Genomic DNA, 26096 nt, shown 5'->3' with positions numbered 1-26096 from the left:
ATTGTGTCGCCGGGCGAGCGGCAACGGGTGCTGGTCGGCTTCAACATCAGCGGTCGTGACTACCCGCCCGCACAAACAGTGCCGCGTCTGTTCGAAGCACAAGTGGCGGCGCATCCCGAGGCGCTGGCGGTGGTGCAGGGCGAGCAACAGCTCAGCTACCGCGAACTGAATCAGCGCGCCAATCGCCTCGCCCATCACTTGATTGGCCTCGGCGTGCAAGTCGATGACCGTGTCGCGCTGTGCCTGCGTCGTGGCCCGGACATGCTCGTCGCACTGCTGGCGATTCTCAAGGCCGGCGCCGGTTACGTGCCGATCGATGCGGATTATCCGGCAGAGCGCATCGCTTACTTGTTGCAGGACAGCGACCCGATCGCGGTGCTGGCGCAGGCCTCAACGCGCGACCTGCTCGGCAGGGTGCCGGTGATTGATCTGGACGCCAGCGACTGGCAGAACTTGCCTGACCACAATCCGCTGCGGCCAAATCTGACCCCGGAAAATCTGGCCTACGTGATCTATACGTCGGGCTCTACCGGGCAGCCGAAAGGCGTGATGGTCGAGCACCGCACTCTGGAAAACCTCGTGCACTGGCACGCCGAAGCCTTCGATCTGCACGCCGGCAGCCACACCGCCAGCGTCGCCGGTTGCGGTTTCGATGCCATGGCCTGGGAAGTCTGGCCGGCGTTGTGCGTCGGCGCGACTTTGCACCTGCCACCGCCTTCAATCGGCAACGAACACCTCGATGAATTGCTCGAGTGGTGGCGTGCTCAGCCGTTGCAAGTGAGTTTCCTGCCGACCCCGGTGGCCGAATACGCATTCAGTCGCGAGCTGGGCCATCCGACCCTGCGCACGCTGCTGATTGGGGGCGACAAGTTGCGCCAGTTCCCATGTGAGCAGACGTTCGCTGTGATCAATAACTACGGCCCGACCGAAGCCACGGTGGTCGCGACTTCCGGGCGCATCGAACCCGGACGGGTTCTGCACATTGGCCGGCCGATTGCCAATGCCAAGATCTATCTGCTGGACCGTCAGCAACAGCCCGTGCCGACCGGTGTGCAGGGCGAGTTGTATGTCGGCGGCGCCGGGGTTGCACGCGGTTATCTGAATCGCCCGGAACTGACGGCTGCACAATTTCTCGACGACCCGTTCAGCGACGAGCCGCACGCGCGGATGTACCGCACCGGTGACCTTGCGCGCTGGCTGGACGACGGCAATATCGAATACCTGGGACGCAACGACGATCAGGTGAAACTGCGCGGCGTGCGTATAGAACTCGGGGAAATCGAAGCGGCGCTGAGTGCTCACGAGGCGGTTCGCGAATGCGTGGTGCTGGTGCGTGACGGGCGTCTGGTCGCCTGGTTCACCGAAATCAAATCGGTCGAGATCGGCGACCTGCACCGCCATCTGCAAGCGCGGCTGCCGGACACTTTGGTGCCGGCCGCCTATGTGCGACTGGACAGCCTGCCGCTCACGGCCCACGGCAAACTTGACCGTAAGGCCTTGCCCGAGCCGGATCAGGATGCGTGGCTCAGTCGTGAATACGAAGCACCGCAAGGCCCGGTCGAAACGGCGTTGGCGCAGATCTGGGCCGACGTTCTGAACATCGAACAGATCGGCCGTCACGACAACTTCTTCCAACTCGGCGGCCATTCGCTGTTGGCGGTGAGCCTGATCGAACGCATGCGTCAGGCCGGTCTGAGCGCCGATGTGCGCGTGCTGTTCAACCAGCCGAACCTGGCCGCGCTGGCGCGGGCCTTGGGCAGTGGCCGGGAAATCGCGGTGCCGGCCAATCTGATTGCGGCCGATTGCACGCACATCACTCCCGACATGCTGACCCTGACCACACTCGATCAGGCCAGCATCGAGCGCATCGTCGCCACGGTGCCGGGCGGCGCTGCAAACGTGCAGGATATCTATCCGCTGGCACCGTTGCAGGAAGGCATTCTTTATCACCATCTGAGCGCCGAACAGGGCGATCCGTACCTGCTGCAATCGCGTCTGGCTTTCGACAGTCTCGAACGTTTACAGACCTTCGCCGCACACTTGCAGCAGGTCATCGCGCGCCACGACATTCTGCGCACCAGCGTGATCTGGGAAGGCTTGCCGAGCCCGCAGCAAGTGGTCTGGCGCGAGGCGCAGATGGTTGTGCAGCAGGTGCCGCTGGATGCGCAGGACGGCGATATTCTCGAACAGTTGCACGCGCGCTTCGATGCGCGGCATTACCGCCTCGATCTGACCCTCGCGCCGCTGATCCGCATGGTCTACGCCGAGGATCCGGCGCAACAGCAAGTCGTCGCCATCGTGCTGTTCCATCACTCGATTCTCGACCACACCGCCATGGACGTGATCGGTCGGGAAATGCACGCGTTGATGTTCGATCAACTCGACACGCTAACGCCACCGATGCCTTACCGCAATTACGTGGCGCAGGCCCGCCTGGGCGCCGATGAGCAGGCGCACGAAGCGTTCTTCCGCGAGATGCTCGGCGATATCGACGAGCCGACCTTGCCGTTCGGGCTGCAGGATGTGCAGGGCGACGGGCGCGGCATCGAAGAAGCGCTGCACCCGGTGGATGCCGCGCTCAATCTGCGTTTGCGGGAACAGGCCAGGCAGTTGGGCGTCAGCCCGGCGAGCCTGATGCACATGGCCTGGGCGCAGGTGTTGGGCGTGGTCTCCGGGCGCCGCGACGTGGTGTTCGGCACGGTGTTGATGGGGCGCATGCAGGGTGGTGAGGGCGCCGACCGCACGCTCGGGGTATTCATCAACACCTTGCCGCTGCGCGTCGATCTCGCTGAAGGCGTGCGCGCCGGGGTGAAAACCACCCATGCGCGGCTGACAGCGCTGCTCGGCCATGAACACGCGTCACTGGCGCTGGCCCAGCGTTGCACTGCAATGGGCGGTTCCGCACCGCTGTTCAGCGCCTTGCTCAACTATCGACACAGTGCCGCCGAGCAGCAGCCGCACGACGGTCAGGGCATCTGGCAAGGCGTGCGCATGCTCGGTGGCGAGGAGCGCAGCAATTATCCGTTGACCTTGTCGGTGGATGATCTGGGCGAAGGTTTTGCCTTGGATGTGCTGGCGGTTGCAGAGATCGGTGCGCAACGGATTTGCAGTTACATGCACACCGCACTGGAACATCTGGTGACGGCACTGGAAGAGACGCCGCAGCGTCCGCTCAACCGTTTGCCGGTGCTTTCGGTGGCGGAATACGAACACTTGCTGGTCGGCTTCAACCAACATTCAGCGGCCTATCCACGTGGCGCGACGATTCAACGCTTGGTCGAGGTTCAGGCTGAGCAGCAGCCGAATGCACTGGCCGTGGTGCAGGGCGCGCAGCACCTGACCTACGCTGAGCTCAATCAGCGCGCCAATCGCCTGGCCCATCACTTGCTCGGGCTCGGCGTGCAGCCCGATGACCGCATTGCCGTGTGTCTGCGCCGTGGCCCGGACATGCTCGTCGCGTTGCTGGCGATCCTCAAGGCCGGCGCCGCTTATGTGCCGGTCGATCCAGCGTATCCGGCGGAACGCATCGCCTATCTGTTGCAGGACAGCGTGCCGATGGCGGTGCTGGCGCAGGCTGCGACGGTTGATTTGCTCGGCGCCGTGCCGCTGATTGATCTGGACAATCCCACCTGGCAACAGTTGTCCGAGAGCAATCCGCAACTGTCCGCGTTGATTCCGGCGCATCTTGCCTACGTGATCTACACCTCCGGCTCCACCGGCCAACCGAAGGGCGTGATGGTCGAACACGCGACGCTGGAGAACCTGGTGCACTGGCACTGCGAGGCCTTTGACCTGCGCGCCGGCAGCCACACGTCGAGTGTCGCCGGTTTCGGCTTCGACGCCATGGCGTGGGAGGTCTGGCCGGCGTTGTGCGTGGGCGCGACCCTGCACCTGCCGCCGGAGTCGGTGAACAACGAGCACCTCGATGAGTTGCTGGAATGGTGGTGCGCGCAGCCGTTACAGGTGAGTTTCCTGCCGACGCCGGTTGCCGAATATGCGTTCAGTCGCGACCTCGGCCACCCGACCTTGCGCACGCTGTTGATCGGTGGTGACAAGCTGCGCCAGTTCCCCCGCGAGCAGACCTTCGCGGTGATCAATAACTACGGCCCGACTGAAGCCACGGTGGTTGCCACCTCCGGCGCGGTCGAGGCCGGGCAGATGCTGCACATCGGTCAGCCGATGGCCAACGCGAAGATTTATTTGCTCGACGACCAGCAGCGCCCCGTACCGGTCGGTGTTGCAGGCGAGTTGTATGTCGGCGGTGCCGGTGTGGCGCGTGGTTATCTGCATCGGCCCGAGCTGACTGCCGAACGCTTCCTCGACGACCCGTTCAGCGACGAACCGCAGGCGCGTATGTATCGCACCGGCGATCTCGCACGCTGGCTCGCCGACGGCAGCATCGAATATCTGGGGCGTAACGATGATCAGATCAAACTGCGCGGCGTGCGCATCGAGCTGGGCGAAATCGAAGCGGCGTTGAGCGCTCACGCGGCCGTGCAGGATTGCGTGGTGCTGGTGCGCGACGGCCAGTTGCTGGCCTGGTTTACCGAGCGCCTGAGCGTCGACATCGAGGATTTGCGCAGTCATCTGCAAGCGCAGTTGCCGCAAGCCCTGGTGCCTGCCGCTTACGTGCGCCTGCAAGCACTGCCGCTGACCGCCAATGGCAAACTCGACCGCAAGGCGTTGCCGGAGCCTGATCAGACGGCGTGGCTGAGCCGCGAGTATGCCGCGCCACAAGGTTCGGTGGAAATCGTGCTGGCACAGATCTGGTCCGAAGTCCTCAATGTCGAGCAGGTCGGCCGTCACGACAACTTCTTCGAAATGGGCGGGCATTCCCTGCTGGCGGTGACGCTGATCGAACGCATGCGTCAGGTCGATCTGAGCACCGACGTGCGCGTGCTGTTCAGCCAACCGACTCTGGCCGCGCTGGCGGCGGCGGTGGGCAGCGGCCGCGAGGTTGCAGTGCCGGACAATCTGATTCCCGCCGATTGCACACAGATCACCCCTGACATGCTGCCATTGGTGGAACTGGATCAGGTGAGCATCGAGCGCATCGTCGCCACGGTGCCGGGTGGCGCGGCCAACGTGCAGGATATTTATCCGCTGGCGCCGTTGCAGGAAGGGATTCTCTATCACCACCTCAGCGCCGTGAAAGGCGATCCGTACCTGCTGCAATCGTGTCTGGCGTTCGACAGCGTCGAGCGTGTTCAAGCGTTCGCGGCGGCGCTGCGCCAGGTCATGACCCGCCACGACATACTGCGCACTGCGATTGTCTGGCAAGGCCTGCCGGCGCCGGTGCAAGTGGTCTGGCGGCATGCGGAGCTACCGGTCCAAGCCGTGGCGCTGGAGCCTGCGCAGGGTGAAGCCATCGATCAACTACGGGCGCGCTTCGATGCGCGGCACTGGCGTCTGGACTTGGGTCAGGCACCGCTGTTGCGTCTGGTGTATGCCCTCGATCCGGAACATCAGCGCGTCGTCGCTATGCTGTTGTTCCACCACATCGCCATGGACCACACCGCGCTGGCGGTGGTCAGCGCGGAAATGCAGGCGATTTTGCAGGGCGATGAGCAACTGCCGGTGGCCGCTGTGCCGTACCGCAATTATGTTGCGCAGACTCGTCTTGGTGTCAGCGAACAAGAGCACGAAGTGTTTTTCCGCGAAATGCTCGGCGACATCGACGAACCGACTCTGCCGTTCGGCCTGCACGATGTGCATGGCGACGGTAATGACATCGAGGAGGTCTGCCAGCCGCTGCCCGCCGTGGTGGCGCAGCGACTGCGCAGTCAGGCGCGCTTGCTCGGTGTCAGTGTCGCCAGTCTTTTTCATCTCGCCTGGGCGCGGGTGCTGGCGGCAACGTCCGGTCAGGAACGCGTGGTCTTTGGCACCGTGCTGCTTGGCCGGATGCAGGGCGGGGCGGGCGCGGATCGCGGGTTGGGCATGTTCATCAACACCTTGCCATTGCGTGTGGATGTTGACGAAAGTAACGTGCGCGCCGGGGTCAAGGCCACGCATGCGCGGCTCAGTGCGCTGTTGGCGCACGAACATGCTTCGCTGGCGCTGGCCCAGCGTTGCAGCGGTGTCGCGGCGCCGTCGCCGCTGTTCAGTGCAATGCTCAACTACCGGCATAGCGACAGTGAGGCCCGTCAGAACGCCAAGCGTGAATCCTTGCAGGGCATCGAATCCCTGGCCGGCGAGGAGCGCACCAATTACCCGTTGACCCTCAACGTCGACGATCTCGGCAGTGGCTTCCAACTGACGGTGATGACCCCGTCGCGCATCGGCGCAGCACGCATCGGCCAGTTCATGCAGAACGCGCTGGTTGCGCTGGCCAAGGCGTTGGAGCAGACACCACAGCAACCGTTGAATCGTTTGACGGTGTTGCCGGACGAGGAGCGACAGGCGTTGTTGTTCGGCCTCAACGCCACCGACGTCGATTACGATTTGCAGCAGACGCTGCACGGCTCGTTCGAGGCGCAGGTGCGACGTACGCCAGAGGCTGTGGCCGTCGTCGCCGGCGATCAGGCATTGAGCTACACGCAGCTGAACGAGCGCGCCAACCGCCTGGCCCGGTACTTGATCAGCCTCGGCGTGCAAGTGGATTCACGGGTGGCGATCTGCGTCGAACGCAGCCTGGAAATGGTCATCGGTCTGCTGGCGATCAACAAGGCCGGTGCCGCGTATGTGCCGCTGGACCCGGCCTATCCGCCGGAGCGCCTGACCTACATGCTCGAGGACAGCGCGCCAGCCGTGGTGCTGGTGCACGGCGCGACCCGCGCGTCGCTGGGTGAGACCTCGGCAGCGATGGTCGATCTCGACCAGACCACTTGGCAATCGCTGTCTGCCGACAATCCGCAAATCCCGGCGCTGACACCTCAACACAGCGCGTACGTGATCTACACCTCCGGTTCGACCGGCCAACCGAAAGGCGTGGTCAACGAACACGCCGGTGTGGTCAACCGCTTGCTATGGATGCAGGACGCCTATCAGCTGACGGCGGCCGATTCGGTGCTGCAGAAAACCCCGTTCAGTTTCGATGTGTCGGTGTGGGAGTTCTTCTGGCCGCTGATGACCGGCGCGCGACTGGTCATGGCGCAGCCCGGCGGGCACAAGGATACGCAGTATCTGAGCGAAGTGATCGAGCGCGAGCACATCACTACGCTGCACTTTGTGCCATCGATGCTCGATGTGTTTCTCGCCAACAGCGATACCACACGCTGCGACAGCGTGCGCCAGGTGATGTGCAGCGGTGAGGCGTTGCCGGGCAGTCTGGTGCGGCGCTTCAAGCTGCAACTGCCGGGCAGCGGTTTGCACAACCTGTATGGCCCGACCGAAGCGGCCGTCGACGTCACCGCGTGGGATTGCACCGGTTCCATCGAGCAGACGCCGGACAACACGCCAATCGGCAAACCGATTGCCAACACCCGCATGTACATCCTCGATGCGCAACAACAGCCGGTGCCGCAAGGCGTAGTCGGCGAGCTGTACATCGCTGGTGTGCAGGTGGCGCGCGGGTATCTGAACCGGCCTGAGCTGAGTGCCGAGCGCTTCCTCGACGATCCGTTCCAGCCTGGTGGGCGCATGTACCGCACCGGCGACGTCGCGCGGTATCGGCCGGACGGCAATATCGAGTACCTGGGGCGTAACGATGATCAGGTGAAGATCCGCGGTCTGCGTATTGAACTGGGTGAAATTCAGGCACGCCTGACCCAGGTCGACGGTGTGCAGGAGGCCGTGGTGCTGGCCCGCGAAGACGTGCCGGGCGACAAGCGTCTGGTCGCGTATTACACCGGCGAGCGCTTGGACATCGACCTGCTGCGCAGTCATTTGCTCGAGCACTTGCCGGACTACATGGTGCCCGCCGTGTTCGTGCATCTCGCCGCTTTGCCGCTAAGTCCCAACGGCAAACTCGACCGCAAAGCACTGCCGGCGCCGGATCAGCAATCGCTGAAAACCCGCGAATACGAAGCCCCGGTCGGCGAAGTGGAAATCACCCTCGCACGGCTCTGGGCCGAGCTGCTCAACGTCGAACGAGTAGGGCGCCACGATCACTTCTTTGAATTGGGTGGTCACTCATTACTGGCGGTCAGCCTGATCGGCCGGTTACGTCAGGAAGGCATGGAAGCCGATGTCAGGGCGTTGTTCGAACAACCGACCCTGGCCGGCTACGCCGCAATTACCGAAAGAATGGAGATCGTCCTGTGAATGTGCTCGAACTGTTGGCAACCCTGAAGGCAAAAGACATTCAGTTGGCGGTGACCGATGAGCAATTGCGCGTCAATGGCAACAAGCAGGCGTTGAGCGATCCGGCGTTGCTGGCCGCGCTGCGCGAGCACAAACCGGCGCTGATTGAACTGATCAAGGCCGGCCAATACTCGGCCACCCGCGTCGGCCAGATCGATGTTCCGGCCAACGGCATTCTCCCCGGCAGCACGCACATCACGCCAGCGATGGTGACCCTCGCTGAAGTGGATCAGTCGACCCTCGACCGCTTGCTTACCGAGGTACCGGGCGGCGCCGCCAATGTGCAGGACATCTATCCACTGGCGCCGTTGCAGGAAGGCATTCTCTATCACCACGCGAGCAACGAGCAGGGCGATCCGTACGTCATGCAATCGTACTTTGCGTTCAGCAGTCGTGAGCGTTTGCAGGATTTCGCCCAGGCGTTGCAAAAGGTCATTGATCGCCACGACATCCTGCGCACTGCCGTGCATTGGGAAGGGCTGGACGTGCCACTGCAAGTGGTCTGGCGTCAGGCGCAGCTGCCGATGGAAGAAGTTGTGGTGCACGACGGCGAAAGCGCTGTGCAGCAGCAATTGCACGAGCGTTTCGATGCGCGGCATTTCCGTCTGGACGTCCGGTGCGCACCGATGATGCGTCTGGCCTACGCATGGGACGGGGCCGGTCAGCGCGTGGTCGCGACGTTGTTGTTCCATCACATGGCGCTGGATCACTCGGCGCTCGATGTGGTGCGTCACGAACTGCTCGCCTGCCTCACCGGCGAGGATCAATCGCTCGGCCGGCCGGTGCCGTTTCGCAATTACGTGGCGCAGGCGCGTCTGGGCATCAGCGAAGCCGAACACGAGACGTTTTTCCGCGACATGCTCGCTGACATCGCCGAGCCAACGCTGCCCTACGGTTTGCAGGACGTGCAGGGTGACGGCCTCGGCATCGCCGAGCTGAGCCTGCCGATCAATGCGCTGCTCGGTCAGCGTCTGCGGGCGCAGGCGCGGCAGCTCGGCGTGAGTGCCGCGAGCCTGTTTCATCTAGGCTGGGCGCAGGTACTGGCGGTGCTCACCGGCAAGCAGAATGTGGTCTTCGGCACGGTGCTGATGGGCCGTATGCAGGGCGCCGAAGCCACCGAACGGGCGCTGGGGATTTTCATCAACACCTTGCCGCTGCGGGTCGATGTCGATGCGCAGGGCGTGCGCGCCGCGGTGGAGGCGACGCACAAACGTCTGACCACATTGATGCGCCACGAACACGCGCCGCTGGCACTGGCCCAGCGTTGCAGCGGCGTGATCGCGCCGACGCCGTTGTTCAGTGCCTTGCTCAATTACCGCCACAGTCACACGGCGGCGACGGCGAGTGCCGAGACCCTGGCCGCTTGGGAAGGCATCAGCACGATCAGCTCCGAAGAACGCACCAACTATCCGCTGACCCTGAGCGTCGATGATTTCGGCGATGCCTTCAGCCTGACGTTGCTGGCCACCACCGAGGTCGATCCACAGCGCATCTGCGATTACTTGCAATGCGCCCTCGAAAGTCTGGTGCTGGCGCTGGAACAGGCGCCCGATACCGCGCTCAACCAATTGCCCATTCTTCCGGCGGCGGAGCGCGAGCAGCTGTTGTTGGCGTTCAACGGCACTCACGCCGACTTCCCGGCGACGTTGACCATTGGCCAACGTTTCGAAGCGCAAGTGGTGCAGCGGCCCGAAGCCGTAGCCGCGCAATACCTCGGTGAGCAACTGAGTTATGCCGAGCTCAACCGGCATGCCAACGCGCTGGCCCATCATTTGATTGCGCTGGGAGTGAAGCCTGATGATCGCGTCGCCATCGTCGCCCGCCGTGGCCTCGATACGCTGGTCGGGCTGGTCGCCATTTTGAAGGCGGGCGCCGGTTATGTGCCGGTCGACCCGGCGCACCCGGCCGAGCGTCTGCACTACTTGCTCAGCGACAGCGCCCCCGTTGCCGTGCTGATCCAAAACACTCTGCGGGATCGCCTGCCGGCGCTGGCGGTGCCGGTGATCGATCTCGACCCGCGCACCTGGCCATTGAGCGAGACCTTTGATCCGCAGGTGCCGGGCCTGACCACCGCACATCTGGCCTACGTGATCTACACCTCCGGTTCCACCGGCCTGCCCAAAGGCGTGATGGTCGAACACCGCACCTTGTCGAATCTGGTCGACTGGCATTGCAGCGCGTTTGATCTGTGCGCCGGTCGCCATACGTCCAGTCTTGCCGGGTTCGGTTTTGACGCCATGGCCTGGGAAGTCTGGCCGGCGTTGTGTGCTGGCGCGACTTTGCATCTGGCACCGACGCACGAGGGCAGCGAGGACATCGATGCGCTGCTCGAGTGGTGGCGCGCGCAGCCACTGGACGTCAGTTTCCTGCCGACACCGGTCGCCGAATACGCCTTCAGCCAGAACCTTGAACACCCGACGCTGCGCACGCTGCTGATCGGTGGCGACCGCTTGCGCCAGTTCAGCCGCAACCAGCAATTCGAGGTGATCAACAACTACGGCCCGACCGAAGCCACCGTGGTCGCCACCTCTGGACGCATCGAGGCGGGCGACGCCTTGCACATCGGTAAACCGGTGGCCAACGCCACGGTGTACTTGCTCGATGAACAGCAGCGTCCGGTGCCGATTGGCGTCATGGGCGAATTGTATGTTGGCGGAGCCGGGGTCGCTCGCGGTTATTTGAACCGTGCCGATCTGAGCGCCGAGCGCTTCCTGCATGACCCGTTCAGCTCCTTGCCGAATGCGCGCATGTATCGCAGCGGCGACCTCGCGCGCTGGCGTGCCGACGGTACGATCGAGTACCTGGGGCGTAACGACGATCAGGTGAAAATCCGTGGTGTGCGTATCGAACTCGGCGAAATCGAAACCCGCCTCAATCAGTTGCCCGGCATTCAGGAAGCCGTGCTGCTGGCCCGCGAAGATGAACCGGGCCAACCGCGCCTGGTGGCGTATTTCACCGAGCAGAGTCAGGTTGAACCGCTGGCGGTGGCCGAGTTGCGCGCGCACCTGTTGACCCAATTACCGGATTACATGGTGCCGGTGGCCTTCGTCAGACTCGACGCACTGCCGTTGACCGCCAATGGCAAGGTCGACCGCAAGGCCTTGCCGAAACCTGAGCGTGCGGCGCTGTTCACCCGCGAATACGAGGCGCCGCACAACGAACTGGAAAGCGCCTTGGCGCAGATCTGGGCGCAGGTGTTGCAGGTCGAGCGAGTAGGGCGTCAGGATCATTTCTTTGAACTCGGCGGCCATTCGCTGTTGGCCATGCGCATGGTGTCCCAGGTTCGCCAGCGCCTTGGCGTGGAGCTAGCACTGGGCGATCTGTTTGCCAACGCCGAACTGGCAGCGGTCGCCGAGGCGGTGGCGCAGGCCGGGCGCAGCACGCAACCGGAGATTGTCGCGGTGGCCCGTGACGGCGCCTTGCCGCTGTCGTTCGCTCAGCAACGCTTGTGGTTTCTCGCACAAATGGAAGGCGCCAACACCGCGTACAACATCCCCATCGGCCTGCGCCTGCGTGGGCAATTGAATGAACAAGCGTTGCAACAGGCCTTGGCGCGCATCGTCGCGCGGCATGAAACCCTGCGCAGCCGTTTTGCCCAGTTCAATGACGAGGCGCAAGTGCTGATCACCCCGGTCGACAGCGGTCTGCTGCTGCGCGTTGAAGACCTGCGCCAGCACCCGCAACCCGATGAAACCTTGCAGGCGCTGATTCAGGGCGAAGCGTCCGGGCCATTCGACTTGCAGGACGATGCGCTGATTCGCGGTCGGTTGGTGCGCCTCGCCGACGATCATCACGTGTTGTTGCTGACCCTGCACCACATCATCTCCGATGGCTGGTCGATGGGGGTTCTGACCCGCGAACTGATGGCGTTGTATCAGGCCTTCAGTCATGGCCAGCCGGATCCACTGCCACCGCTGGCGCTGCAATACACCGATTACGCGGTGTGGCAGCGGCGCTGGCTCAGTGGTGAGGTGCTGCAGCGCCAAAGTGAATACTGGCAACAGACTTTGGCCGGCGCTCCGGCGCTGTTGACGCTGCCGACTGACCGCGTGCGCCCGGCACAGCAGGATTACGCCGGCAACACCGTCGACGTGGTGCTCGACGAACGCCTGAGTGCCGGGCTCAAGGCTTTGGCCCAGCGTCACGGCGTGACGATGTACATGCTCATGCTCAGTGCCTGGGCGAGTCTGTTGAGTCGTTTGTCCGGGCAAGCCGAAGTGGTCATCGGCTCACCGGTGGCCAACCGCACGCGGGCCGAGATCGAAGGCCTGATCGGCATGTTCGTCAACACCCTGGCCTTGCGTATCGATACCTCGGGCGAGTTGAGCTGCGAAGCGCTGCTGGCGCGGGTCAAGGCGCGGACGCTGGACGCGCAGGCGCACCAGGACCTGCCGTTCGAACAAGTGGTGGAAATCACCAAACCGGCGCGGAGCATGGCGCACAGCCCGTTGTTCCAGGCGATGTTCAGTTGGGACAGCGGCCATGGCGCGAGCCTGAGTCTGGGCGAGCTGACGCTGGAAAGCGTCGCCGAGCCGAGCCACTTTGCCAAATTCGATCTGTCACTGACGCTGGCAGAGGCGCCGGGCGGGATTCGCGGTGTGCTGGAGTACGCCGTTGCCTTGTTCGATGAGTCGACTATTCAACGGTACGTCGGCTACTTCCAGCGCCTGTTGCAGGCGATGGTCAGCAACGATCAAGCGGTGCTTGAACACGTGGCGTTGTTGGCGGACGACGAGCGTCAGCACCTGCTGGTCGATCTGAACGCCACCGCCGTCGCCCACGATCTCGAACAGACCGTTCATGGCCGCTTCGAAGCGCAGGTGTTGCGCACGCCAGACGCTGACGCCGTGGTCGCCGGTGAGCTGCGTTTGAGTTACGCCGAGTTGAACCGCCGCGCCAACCAACTCGCCTATCACCTGCGCCAGTGCGGTGTCGATCGCGATTCGCGGGTGGCGATCTGCGTCGAGCGCGGGCCGCAGTTGTTGGTCGGTCTGCTGGCGATTCTCAAGGCCGGCGGCGCTTATGTGCCGCTCGATCCCGGTTATCCCGCCGAACGTCTGGCCTACATGCTTGAGGACAGCGCGCCCGTGGCGGTGCTGGTGCATGCGCCGACGCGTGCGCTGATCGGCGAGTGCGCCGGCGTGTTGGTCGATTTCGACGAGTGCAACTGGCAAGACCTTGCGCAGAGCAATCCGCAGGTGCCGGACTTGAGCGCGGCAAATCTGGCCTATGTGATTTACACCTCCGGCTCCACCGGCACGCCGAAAGGCGTAATGGTCGAGCACCGTAACCTGGGCAATCTGCTGCACTGGAGCGCCGGGCTGTGCCCGCTTTCTAGCGGCGCCGCGCTGTTGCAGAAAACCCCGTTCAGTTTCGACGCCTCGGTGTGGGAGCTGTTCTGGCCGTTGAGCTGCGGCATGCGCCTGGTGCTCGCCGGCCCGGACGATCATCGTGATCCGGCGGCGCTGGTGCAGCTGATTCGTGAGCAACAGGTCAACGTCGTGCAGTTTGTGCCGGCACTGTTGCAGCAATTCCTTGAAGTGGCAGAGGTCGGCGAGTGCAGCAGCCTCAGCGATGTGTTCTGTGGTGGCGGTGAGCTGACCGCCGCGTTGGTGCGTAGCGTCCGCGAGCGTCTGCCGCAGGTGCGCCTGCACAACGTGTATGGCCCCACCGAAGCCACCGTCGACAGCACCGTGTGGACGCTGGAGGCGGATTCGCCGGTACCGCAAGGCGCGCCGCCGATTGGCAAACCGCTGTGCAATACCCGTGCGTATATCCTCGACGCTCATCAGCAACCGGTGCCATTCGGCGTAGTCGGCGAGATGTATCTGGGCGGGGTGCAGGTGGCGCGGGGTTATCTGAATCGGCCTGAGCTGACAGCCGAACGCTTCCTCGACGATCCGTTCAATGATCAGCCAGGCGCGCGTTTGTATCGCACCGGCGACGTCGCACGGTATCTGGCCGATGGCAACATCGAGTACCTGGGGCGCAACGACGATCAGGTCAAGATCCGTGGTCTGCGCATTGAACTGGGTGAGATCCAGGCGCATCTGGCGCACATCGACGGCGTGCGTGAAGCTGCCGTGCTCGCTCGCGAAGACGTGCCGGGCGATCAGCGCCTGGTGGCGTACTACAGCGGCGAACCGCTGGACATCGATCAACTGCGTAGCCAACTGCTCAAACACTTGCCGGATTACATGGTGCCTGCCGTGTTTGTGCATTTGCCGGCCTTGCCACTGAGCCCCAACGGCAAGCTGGATCGTCAGGCCTTGCCGGCCCCTGACCAGTCGGCGCTGCTGACCCGCGATTACGAAGCCCCGGTCGGTGAAGTCGAAACCGTCATTGCCGGTATCTGGGCCGAGTTGCTGAAAGTCGAGCGAGTAGGGCGCTTTGATCACTTCTTCGAACTGGGCGGCCATTCATTGCTGGCGGTCAATCTGGTTGCGCGCATGCGCCGGGCCGGGCTGTCGGCGGACATTCGCGTGCTGTTCGGCCAACCGACGCTGGCCGCACTGGCGGCGGCAGTAGGCGGGGAACCCGAAGCAGCGGTGCCGGCAAATCTGATTCCAGCCGATTGCCCGCGCATCACGCCCGAACTGCTGCCGCTGGTAGCGCTGGATCAAGCGACGATCGACCGCATCGTCGCGAGTGTCCCCGGCGGTGCGCGCAACGTTCAGGATATCTACCCGCTGGCACCTTTGCAGACCGGCATTCTGTTCCATCATCTTTCGGCTGCGCAGGGTGATCCGTATGTGCTGCAGGCGCAGTTTGCCTTTGCCGACGAGCAGCGTTTACAGGTATTCACCGAGGCACTGCAACGGGTGATCGAGCGCCATGACATTCTGCGCACCTCGCTGTTCTGGGAGGGTCTGGAAGAGCCGGTCCAAGTGGTCTGGCGTGAGGCTTCGCTGAGCTGTGAGGCCTTGCAGCTGGACGCCGAAGCGGGCGATGCGCTGAGCCAGTTGCACAGACGCTTCACCATCGATAACTACCGCATGCCTGTGACCGAGGCGCCGCTGATGCGCGTGGTGTACAGCCGTGATGCCGTCAATCAACGGGTGGTGGCGTTGTTGCTGTTCCATCATTTGGTCATGGATCACGTGGCGCTCGAGGTGTTGCAGCACGAGATGCAGGCGTTTCTGCTGGGCAACGCCGGGCAACTGAGCGAGCCAGTGCCGTATCGCAACTACGTGGCGCACACCCGCGCCGGGCTGAGCACGCAAGAGCACGAAAGCTTCTTCCGCGAAATGCTCGGCGCGATCGATGAGCCGACCTTGCCCTATGGTCAGAATCTGGCCCATGACGGCCCCGCGCAGGAAGCGCAGTTGACGCTGGAAAACACACTCAGCCACAGCGTAAGGCAACAGGCGCGGCGCTTGGGTGTCAGCGCCGCCAGCCTGATGCACCTCGCCTGGGCGCAGGTGCTGGGGCAATTGTCCGGGCGCGACGCCGTGGTTTTTGGCACGGTTTTGCTTGGCAGATTGCAGGGTGGCGAAGGAGCGGAGCGGGCGCTGGGTGTGTTCATCAACACCTTGCCGCTGTGCATCGAGCTCAATGCGCACAGCGTTAAAGGGGCGGCGCTGGCGACCCATCAACGCTTGAGTCAGTTGCTTGCTCACGAGCACGCGCAACTGGCGCAGGTGCAGCAGTGCAGCGCGATGCCGGCGGGTACGCCGCTGTTCAGCACGCTGCTCAACTATCGTCACAGCGCCCCGGTCGGGCCGATATCCGCCGAGGTGCAAGCGGCGTGGCACGGGATGCAATTGCTCGATGCCGAGGAACACACCAACTATCGCCTGACCCTCAGCGTTGACGATCTTGGCGAAGATTTCGGCTTGAAGGTATTGGCCGGGGCGGGGATTGATGCACAGCGAATCTGCGGGTACATGCAGGGTGCATTGATGACTTTGCTGAACGCGCTGGAGCACACGCCGCACGCGGGGTTTGATCGGTTGTCGGTAGTCAGCGCCGAAGAACGTCATCAGTTACTGGTCGAGTTCAACGCCACACAACGCGAGTATCCGCAGGCGCTGACAGTGCACGCGTTGTTTGAGGGGCAAGTGGCGGCGCAACCGCAAGCGGTGGCCGCGGTGCACGGTGAGCAATCGTTGAGTTACTTTGAACTCAATGCGCAGGCCAACCGTCTGGCCCATCAGTTGATCGCGCAAGGCGTCCAGCCGGGCGACCACGTGGCTATATTGTTGCCACGCTCGCTGACGCTGCTGGTCGCACAACTGGCAATCGCCAAGTGCGCGGCGGCCTATGTGCCGCTGGACATCCATGCGCCGAGCGAGCGGCAGTCGTTCATGGTCGATGACTGCCAGGCTGTGGCACTGTTGACCTTGAGCGGTGAAGTCATCGACTACGCCGTCCGGCGCATCGATCTGGATACGTTGTCGCTGGATGAGCAATCAACGCAAAACCCGAACCTTTCGCAAACCTCGGAATCGCTGGCGTACATCATGTACACCTCCGGTTCCACGGGCACACCGAAAGGCGTGATGGTGCCGCACCGAGGCATCGGCCGGTTGGTGATCAACAACGGTTATGCCGATTTCAACCCGCAGGATCGGGTGGTGTTTGCCTCCAATCCAGCGTTCGACGCCAGCACCATGGACATCTGGGGGCCATTGCTCAATGGCGGTCGCGTCGTGGTCATCGACCATCAGACGCTGCTCGACCCGAACGCTTTCGGCCGTGAATTGAGTGCTCGCGGGGCGACGATCCTGTTCGTCACCACCGCGCTGTTCAACCAGTACGTGCAACTGATTCCGCAGGCGCTCAAAGGCTTGCGTATGCTGTTGTGTGGCGGCGAGCGGGGCGATCCAGCGGCGTTCCGGCAGTTACTGGCCGAGGCGCCAGCGCTGCGTATCGTGCACTGCTACGGTCCGACCGAAACCACCACATACGCGACCACTTTTGAGGTGCGCGAAGTCTCGGAAAACGCCGAGAGCGTGCCGATTGGCGGGCCGATCGGCAACACGCAGGTTTACCTGTTGGATGCCCATCAACAACCGGTGCCGATGGGCGTGACCGGTGAGTTGTATATCGGCGGTGAGGGTGTGGCGCTGGGCTATCTGAACCGGCCGGATCTGACTGCCGAGAAATTCCTTCGCGATCCATTCAGCGATAAACCCGGCGCGCTTCTGTACCGTACGGGCGATCTCGCGCGTTGGCTGGCGCCGGGGCAACTCGATTGCATCGGACGGAACGACGATCAGGTGAAGATTCGCGGCTTCCGTATCGAGCTGGGCGAAATCGAAAACCACCTGCTCAGCTGTGCCGGGGTCAAGGAAGCGGTTGTGCTGGCTCGCCAGGACAGTCAACAAACCACGCGTCTGGTGGCGTATTACACCGCTCACGCTGAACAGCTGGACAGCGCCGGGCTACACAAGCAGTTGCAAGCACGACTGCCGGAATACATGGTGCCGTCAGCGTGGGTGCAACTGGATAGGTTGCCGCTGAACAACAATGGCAAGGTTGATCGCAAAGCCTTGCCCAAGCCTGACGACGCTACGTTACTCAGCCGCGAATACACAGCACCACAAGGTGAGCTGGAAACCGCACTGGCGCAGATCTGGGCCGAAGTGCTGCAAGTCGAGCAGGTCGGGCGTCACGATCATTTCTTCGAACTCGGCGGTCATTCGCTGTTGGCGATGCGCATGGTTTCGCTGATCCGTCAGCGCCTCGGCGTCGAACTGGCGCTGAGTGATCTGTTTGCCGATGCGCAATTGAGTGCGGTTGCTGAAGTATTGAGCCGCGCCGGGCGCAGCGCGCTAGCGGACATTGTGCCGGCACCGCGTGATCAACCGCTGCCGATGTCCTTCGCCCAGCAACGTCTGTGGTTCCTCGCGCAAATGGCCGGTGGCAACTCGGCGTACAACATTCCTCTCGGCCTGCGCCTGCGCGGTCACCTCGACGGCGACGCCCTGCAAGCGGCGCTGGCACGGATTGTCGCTCGTCACGAAACCCTGCGCAGCCGTTTCATCCGCCTCGACGACACTGCGCAGGTATCGATTGCCCCGGTCGACAGCGGTTTGCTTTTGCGCGTGGACGACCTGCGCCAAGCCTTGCAAGCCGAGCTCACCTTGCAGGGATTGATGGCGCAGGAAGCCTCGACAGCGTTTGATCTGCAGAATGATTCGCTGATTCGTGGGCGACTGGTGCGCTTGGCCGACGATCATCATGTGCTGTTGCTGACCGTGCACCACATCGTCGCCGATGGCTGGTCGATGGGCGTGCTGACGGCTGAGTTGATGGCGTTGTATCAAGCGTTCAGCCAGGGTCAGCCTGATCCGCTGCCAGCGCTGACGCTGCAATATGGCGACTACGCCGTGTGGCAGCGCCGCTGGCTCAGCGGGGAGGTGCTGCAGCGGCAAAGCGAGTACTGGCAGCAAACCCTCGACGGTGCGCCGGCCGTGTTGACGCTGCCCACCGATCGCCCGCGTCCGGCACAACAGGATTACACCGGCGGCAACGTCGACGTGCTGCTGGACCCGCGCCTGAGCGCGGGGCTCAAGGCCTTGAGCCAACGTCACGGCGTGACCCTGTTCATGACCATGATGAGCGCCTGGGCGCTGCTGATGAGTCGTCTGTCCGGGCAAACCGATGTGGTGATCGGTACGCCGGTGGCCAATCGCACTCGCACAGAAGTCGAAGGCCTGATTGGCATGTTCGTCAATACGCTGGCCTTGCGCATCGACACCTCGGGCGCGGTGAACGTCGAAGCGCTGCTGGCGCGGGTCAAGGCGCAGACACTGGCGGCGCAGGCGCATCAGGATCTACCGTTCGAGCAAGTGGTGGAAATCGCCCGGCCGCTGCGCAGCCTGGCGCACAGCCCGCTGTTCCAGACCACGCTGAACTGGGACAGCAGCGTCGGCCCGCAACTGGCGTTGGCTGATCTGACGCTGGAGGGCGTGGCCGGGCCGGGCGAGGTCGCCAAGTTTGACCTGACGCTGACACTGGGCGAGGTCAATGGAGCGATTCGCGGCACGCTGAACTACGCCACGGCGCTGTTCGATGCGCTGACGATCAAGCGTTACATCGGCTACTTTGAACGCCTGCTTGAAGCAATGATCAGCGGTGAGCAAACGGTACTGGAACAGGTGCCGTTGCTGGCGGCGGATGAGCGCCAGCGTTTGCTGTACGACTTCAACGCCACGGTGCGTGACTACCCGCAAACACTGACCGTGCACGGGATTTTCCAGCAGCAGGCGGCTGCGCATCCCAAAGCGGTGGCGGCGGTACATGGCGCGCATTCGCTGAGTTACTTTGAGCTGAATGCCCAAGCCAACCGCCTGGCCCATCACCTGATCGCCCACGGCGTGCAGCCGGGCGATCACGTGGCGATCCTGCTGCCACGTTCGCTGGAGTTGCTGGTCGCGCAACTGGCCATTGCCAAATGCGCGGCGGCCTACGTGCCGCTGGACATCAACGCACCGAGCGAGCGCCAGGCGTTCATGGTTGAGGATTGCCGAGCGGTGGCGCTGTTGACCCTCAGCAGCGAAATCATCGACTACACCGCACCGCGCATCGATCTGGACACGCTGACCCTCAACGGCCAGCCGACGCATAACCCGAACCTGCTGCAGTCGTCCGAGGCGCTGGCGTACATCATGTACACCTCCGGCTCTACCGGCACGCCGAAAGGGGTGATGGTGCCGCACCGGGGCATCGGCCGCTTGGTGCTTAATAACGGTTACGCCGATTTCAATGCGCAGGATCGTGTGGTCTTCGCCTCGAACCCGGCGTTCGATGCGAGCACCATGGACATCTGGGGGCCGCTGCTCAATGGCGGTCGCGTGGTGATCATCGACCATCAAACGCTGCTCGATCCGAATGCCTTCGGCCGTGAACTGAGTGCCAGTGGCGCGACGATCCTGTTCGTCACCACCGCGCTGTTCAACCAATACGTGCAACTGATCCCGCAGGCGCTCAAGGGCCTGCGGATGCTGCTGTGCGGCGGTGAGCGTGGCGATCCGGCGGCGTTCCGGCGACTGCTGGCCGAGGCCCCGGCATTGCGCATCGTGCATTGCTACGGCCCGACCGAAACCACCACGTACGCCACGACATTCGAAGTGCGTGAAGTGGCGGAAAACGCCGAGAGCGTGCCGATTGGCGGACCGATCGGCAACACGCAGGTGTACGTGCTCGACGCGTATCAGCAACCGGTGCCGATGGGCGTGACCGGCGAGCTGTACATCGGCGGGCAGGGCGTGGCGCTGGGTTACCTGAACCGGCCGGATCTGACCGCCGAGAAATTCCTCCGCGATCCGTTCATCGAGACGCCGGGCGCGTTGCTTTATCGCACCGGTGACCTCGCGCGCTGGCTGGCGCCGGGACAACTCGATTGCATCGGCCGCAACGATGATCAGGTGAAGATTCGTGGTTTCCGCATCGAGCTGGGAGAAATCGAGAGTCGCCTGCTGAACTGCGCGGGGATCAGGGAAGCCGTGGTGCTGGCGCGCCGCGACGGCCAGGACGCCACGCGTCTGGTGGCGTATTACACGGCGCACGATGGCGTCTTGGACAGCGCTGAACTGCACGCTCAGTTGCACGCACGCCTGCCGGAATACATGGTGCCCACCGCGTGGGTGCAACTCGATGTGTTACCACTGAATAACAACGGCAAGGTTGACCGCAAGGCACTGCCGGCACCGACGCAGGAGGCGCTGCTCTGTCGGGTCTACGAGGCGCCGGCCAATCCACTGGAAATCAGCCTCGCACAGGTCTGGGCCGAGGTGTTGCAGGTCGAACAGGTCGGCCGTCACGACAACTTCTTCGAACTCGGCGGCCATTCATTGCTGGCCATGCGCATGCTCTCCCAGGTGCGCCAGCAATTGGGCGTGGAGCTGGCGCTGGCTGATCTGTTTGCCAATCCGGAACTGGCGGCGGTCGCCAACGTATTGAGTCAGGCCGAACGCAGCAGCTTGCCGCCGATTCTGCCGGCGTCGCGCGATCAGGCGCTGCCGCTGTCGTTCGCCCAGCAACGCTTGTGGTTCCTCGCGCAGATGGACGGCGGCAACACCGCTTACAACATTCCCTTGGGCCTGCATTTGCGTGGACGACTCGACGCAGAGGCGCTGCACCGGGCATTGGCGCGGATCGTCGCGCGTCACGAAACCCTGCGCAGTCGTTTCGCACAATTGAACGACGAAGCACAGGTGCTGATTGCCCCGGTCGACAGTGGCCTGTCGCTGATTGAGGAGGATTGGCGACAACAGCCGCAGACCGACGAGGCCTTGCGCGCGCTGATCGAAACTGAAGCACGCGGACCGTTCAACTTGCAGGACGGTCCGTTGATTCGCGGACGGTTGCTGCGTCTGGCCGATGAGCACCATGTGCTGTTGTTGACGATGCACCACATCATCTCCGATGGCTGGTCGATGGGCGTGCTGACCCGTGAATTGATGGCGCTGTATCAGGCGTTCAGCCATGGCGAGGCAGATCCACTGCCAGCGCTGGCCTTGCAATACGCCGACTACGCGGTGTGGCAGCGGCGCTGGCTCAGCGGTGAGGTGCTGCAGCGTCAAAGCGACTATTGGCAGCAGACGTTGGCCGGCGCTCCGGCGTTGCTGAGCCTGCCAACCGACCGTCCACGTCCGGCGCAACAGGATCACCACGGCGGCAGTGTCGAGATCGTGCTGGACGAGCAGACCAGCGCCGGCCTGAAGACGTTGTGTCAGCGTCATGCCGTGACACCGTACATGGTGCTCATGAGCGCCTGGGCAATGTTGCTCGCGCGCCTCTCCGGGCAGTCCGATGTGGTCATTGGCTCGCCGGTGGCCAACCGTACCCGCGCCGAGATCGAAGGGCTGATCGGCATGTTCGTCAACACTCTCGCGCTGCGCATCGATACCTCGGGCGATCTGACCGGTGCAGCGTTGCTGGTGCGGGTCAAGGCGCAGACTCTGGCCGCGCAGGCGCATCAGGATCTGCCGTTCGAACACGTGGTGGAAATCACCCGGCCGCTGCGCAGCCTTTCCCACACACCGTTGTTCCAGACCCTGGTGAGCTGGGACAGCAGCGTGGCGCCCGCCCTGGCACTGGACGGTCTCACGCTGGAAGGCGTGGCCGGGGAAAATCACTTTGTGAAGTTCGACCTGTCGCTGAGCCTCGGTGAGAACCCGCAAGGCATCCGTGGCGCGCTGCGCTACGCCACGGCGTTGTTCGATGAGTCGACCGTGCGGCGTTTTGTCGGTTACTTGCAGCGCTTGCTGGCGGCGCTGGTCAGTGATGATCAGGCGCTGTTGGCGCAGGTCAACCTGCTTGCGGCGGAAGAGCAGCAGCGCTTGCTCGGCGATTTCAACGCAACGGCGGTTGATTGCCCGGTCGAGCAACCGATCCAGAGCCTGTTTGAAGCACAGGTACGTCGTCAGCCGGACGCCATCGCCGTGCAGTCGGGCGAACACAGCCTGACCTATCGCGAGTTGAATGCCCGTGCCAACCGTCTTGCGCACCATTTGCGCGAGCAGGGCGTGGGGCCGGATGCGCGAGTGGCGCTGTGTGTAGAGCGTGGGCTTGATCTGGTGGTGGGGTTGCTCGGCATTCTCAAGGCCGGTGGTGCTTATGTGCCGCTGGATCCGGCTTATCCGGCGGAGCGCCTGGACTTTATGCTCAGGGACTGCGCGCCGGTGGCGGTGCTGGTGCAGACGGCCACCCGTGCGCTGTTTGCCGGGACCGACGTGGCCGTGATCGACTTTGACCAATGCAGCTGGCACGAACAATCGGCAAGCAATCCGCAAGTGCCCGGTCTGAACGCCTCGAATCTGGCGTACATGATCTACACCTCAGGTTCGACCGGTACGCCAAAAGGCGTGATGCTCGAACATCGGGGCTTGTGCAATCTGGTGCATTGGGGCTCGCAGATTTGCCCGCCGACCCCAGACGGCGCGCTGTTGCAGAAAGCGCCGTTCAGTTTCGATGGTTCGGTGTGGGAGTTCTTCTGGCCGCTGACCGCCGGTGTGCGTCTGGTGCTGGCACGGCCGGGTGGTCATCGTGAACCGGCGTATCTGGCGCAAGTGATTCGTCAGCAACGTGTGACGGTGGTCAAGTTTGTGCCGGCGCTGTTGCAGCAGTTTGTTGAACTGCAGGATGTCAGTGAATGCACCAGCCTCACCGATGTGTTCTGCGGTGGCGGCGAACTCACCGCGGCGCTGGCCGCTGCTGTGCGTCAGCACCTGCCGTGGGTGCGCCTGCATAACGTGTATGGCCCGACCGAAGCCACGGTTGACAGCACGGCGTGGACCCTGGAACCGCACATGCCGTTGCCAACGTCTGAATTGCCGATCGGCAAAGCCATCTGCAACACGCGTCTGTATGTACTCGATGCCCATGACCAACCGGTGCCGCTCGGCGTCATTGGCCAGTTGCACATCGGCGGCATCGGCGTGGCGCGCGGTTACATGGGGCTGCCGCAGATGCAGGCCGAGCGCTTTATCGACAGTCCGTTTGTGGCCGGTGATCGCCTGTACCGCACCGGCGATCTGGTGCGATACCGCGCTGACGGCAACCTCGAATTCCTCGGGCGCGACGACTTCCAGGTCAAGCTGCATGGCTTGCGTCTGGAACTCGGTGAAATCGAAGCGCGGTTGATCCAGCACCCGGATGTGCGCGAGGTGGTCGTGCTGATGCGCGACGAGCGTCTGGTCGCGTATTTCACGGTGCGCGAGGGCAGTGCAGCGCCCACGATCGACACGCTGCGCGCGTTCATCCTCGAACAATTACCCGAGTACATGGTGCCGGGCGCGTTTGTTGCGCTCGACGTTTTACCGTTGAGTCCCAACGGCAAGATCGACCGTCAGGCGCTGCCGGCACCGGGCATCGACGCGGTGCTCAGCCGCCACTACGAAGCGCCGCAAGGCGAGGTCGAAAGCTTGCTCGCGCAGGTCTGGGGTGAAGTGTTGAATGTCGAGCGGGTCGGACGTCACGACAACTTCTTTGAATTGGGCGGGCATTCGCTGTTGGCGATTCGTTTGGTCAACCTGCTGCAACGTGCGGGGCAGGAGGTGACGCTGGCGCAGTTGTTCCAGCGGCCGAGTGTCGAGTCGCTGGCGGCGCTGCTCAGTCAGCACCATGCCGTGCCCGCGCAGCCGGAAGGACTGGTCGTGGTGCGACCGGGCGAGGGCGGCAATGCGCTGTTCCTGATCCATGAATTCAGCGGGCGGGACGTGTATTTCCCGGCATTGGGCCTGCATATCGAGGGCGAGTTTCCGATTTACGGTTTGCCCGGTGTGCCGCTGGGGCAGCCGCAACTGCGTACCCTCGAGTGCATGGCCGCGCGGATGGTCGGGATCATCCGCTCGGTGCAGCCGCATGGGCCGTATCGTCTGGCCGGGTGGTCGTTTGGCGGCTTGCTGGCGTATGAAATCGCCCAGCAATTGCTCGGTCTCGATGAGGCGGTAGCGTTTGTCGGCCTGCTCGATACCTACGCGCCACATCCGGCCAGTCAGGATAAAACCCGCTGGAGCGGCGCGCATCGCGACAAGCGTCAATTGCTTGAACACTGCCGCGCGCGTTCGCAGATGCGGGGGGCAGAAGGGCTGCCAGCGTTGGCTGACGTAGAGAAATTTGAGGCTGAAGTCGAACTGATCGCCTTCGACGAGCTGTTCCAGCGCTGCTGCGAACAGCAATTGCCTGACCCGGAACTGGCCGCACTGAGCGCAGCGGATGCCTGGAGTTACTTTGATCGTGAGGCCGCTCATGGCCTGGCGCTGGCGCATTACCGGGTCAGCCCGGCCAGCCAGCCGGTGCACTTGTTCCGCGCTCAGGCACTGATGCCAGGGCAGGCACAGCCGAGTCCGACCCGTGGCTGGGAGAACAAGGTCGGTACAGGTTTGCTGCGCTGCATCGATGTGCCGGGGGATCACCGCAGCATGATGAAAAACCCGGATGTCCAGGCACTCGGCCAGGCCTTGAGTCAGGCTATGGCCGCTGCGCAGGCCCCGCAACCACAGGTTTATCAACCCGTGTTGACGATCCAGAGCGGGCACGCCGGGCATGCGCCGATCTTTTGCGTGCCGGGGGCGGGCGACAGTGTCACCGGGTTCATTCACCTGACCGAAGCACTGGGGCCGGAATGGCCGATTTTCGGTCTGCAGCCGCGCGGGCTTGATGGCAGCGGCGTACCGCACAGCCAGGTGGAAGCGGCGGCGAGGTGTTATCTGCAAGCCGTCGAGCAGTTTTATCCGCAAGGTCCGGTGCACTTGATCGGCCATTCGTTCGGCGGTTGGGTCGCGCATGCCATGGCCGCGCAGTTGCAGGCGACCGGGCGTGAGGTAGCGTCGTTGACCCTGATCGACAGCGAAGCCCCCGGTGGCAATGGCACGGCGGGCAAACCGTATACGACGACCGCCGCGCTGGAACGCTTGATCGAGACGCTGCAACTGTCCAGCGGCAAGTCGTTGGGCATCGATCCGCTGGCGTTCGCCGAGGCTGACGACACCACGCAAATGCGCCTGTTGCACGAGGGCATGGTGCGCGCCGGTGTGTTGTCTGCGCGTTCGTCAGCGCAGGCCATGCACGGCCCGGTGCGCACCTTCGCCACAGCCTTGCGCACGGTCTATCAACCGCAACTGGCCTACAGCGGGGCGGTGCGGCTGGCGCTGGTCGATGATCCGACGCTGGATGCGTGGGGCAATCAGCGCGAGCAAGCGGCGATGGTCGAAGGCTGGCAGCGTCAGGTGACGGATCTGGTGGTGTGGTACGGGCCGGGCAACCACTTCACGATTCTCAAGGCGCCCAACGTCTTCAGTCTCGCGGCGTGGTGGCATGACGGCCTGAAAGTGCCGGCCGGCCAAGTGGTTTCCTGATTGTTGTTTATCTACCAGAGCCCGGCCGCTGGCCGGGCTCACCCC

General features: G+C 63.5%; 2 protein-coding genes (1 of these 2 cut by a window edge). Both read left to right on the top strand.

Translation table 11 applies throughout. The features are described from left to right. Nucleotides 1–8202, top strand: partial view of an amino acid adenylation domain-containing protein gene (locus ACZZ0A_RS13290; RefSeq protein WP_463543274.1) — the 3' portion only. It extends 4815 nt beyond the left edge of the window; 8202 of the gene's 13017 nt are visible here — the last part of the coding sequence; the start codon falls outside the window, past its left edge; it ends in the stop codon at nucleotides 8200–8202. Beyond that, nucleotides 8199–26051 (top strand): non-ribosomal peptide synthase/polyketide synthase, encoded by a 17853-nt coding sequence (locus ACZZ0A_RS13285; protein ID WP_463543273.1) that lies wholly within the window; start codon nucleotides 8199–8201, stop codon nucleotides 26049–26051. Before ACZZ0A_RS13290 ends, ACZZ0A_RS13285 begins: the two co-directional genes overlap by 4 nt. Nucleotides 26052–26096: the final 45 nt, after the last annotated feature.

The organism is Pseudomonas sp. AC242 (assembly GCF_979258655.1).
This window is presented reverse-complemented; position numbering and strand designations above follow the sequence as displayed.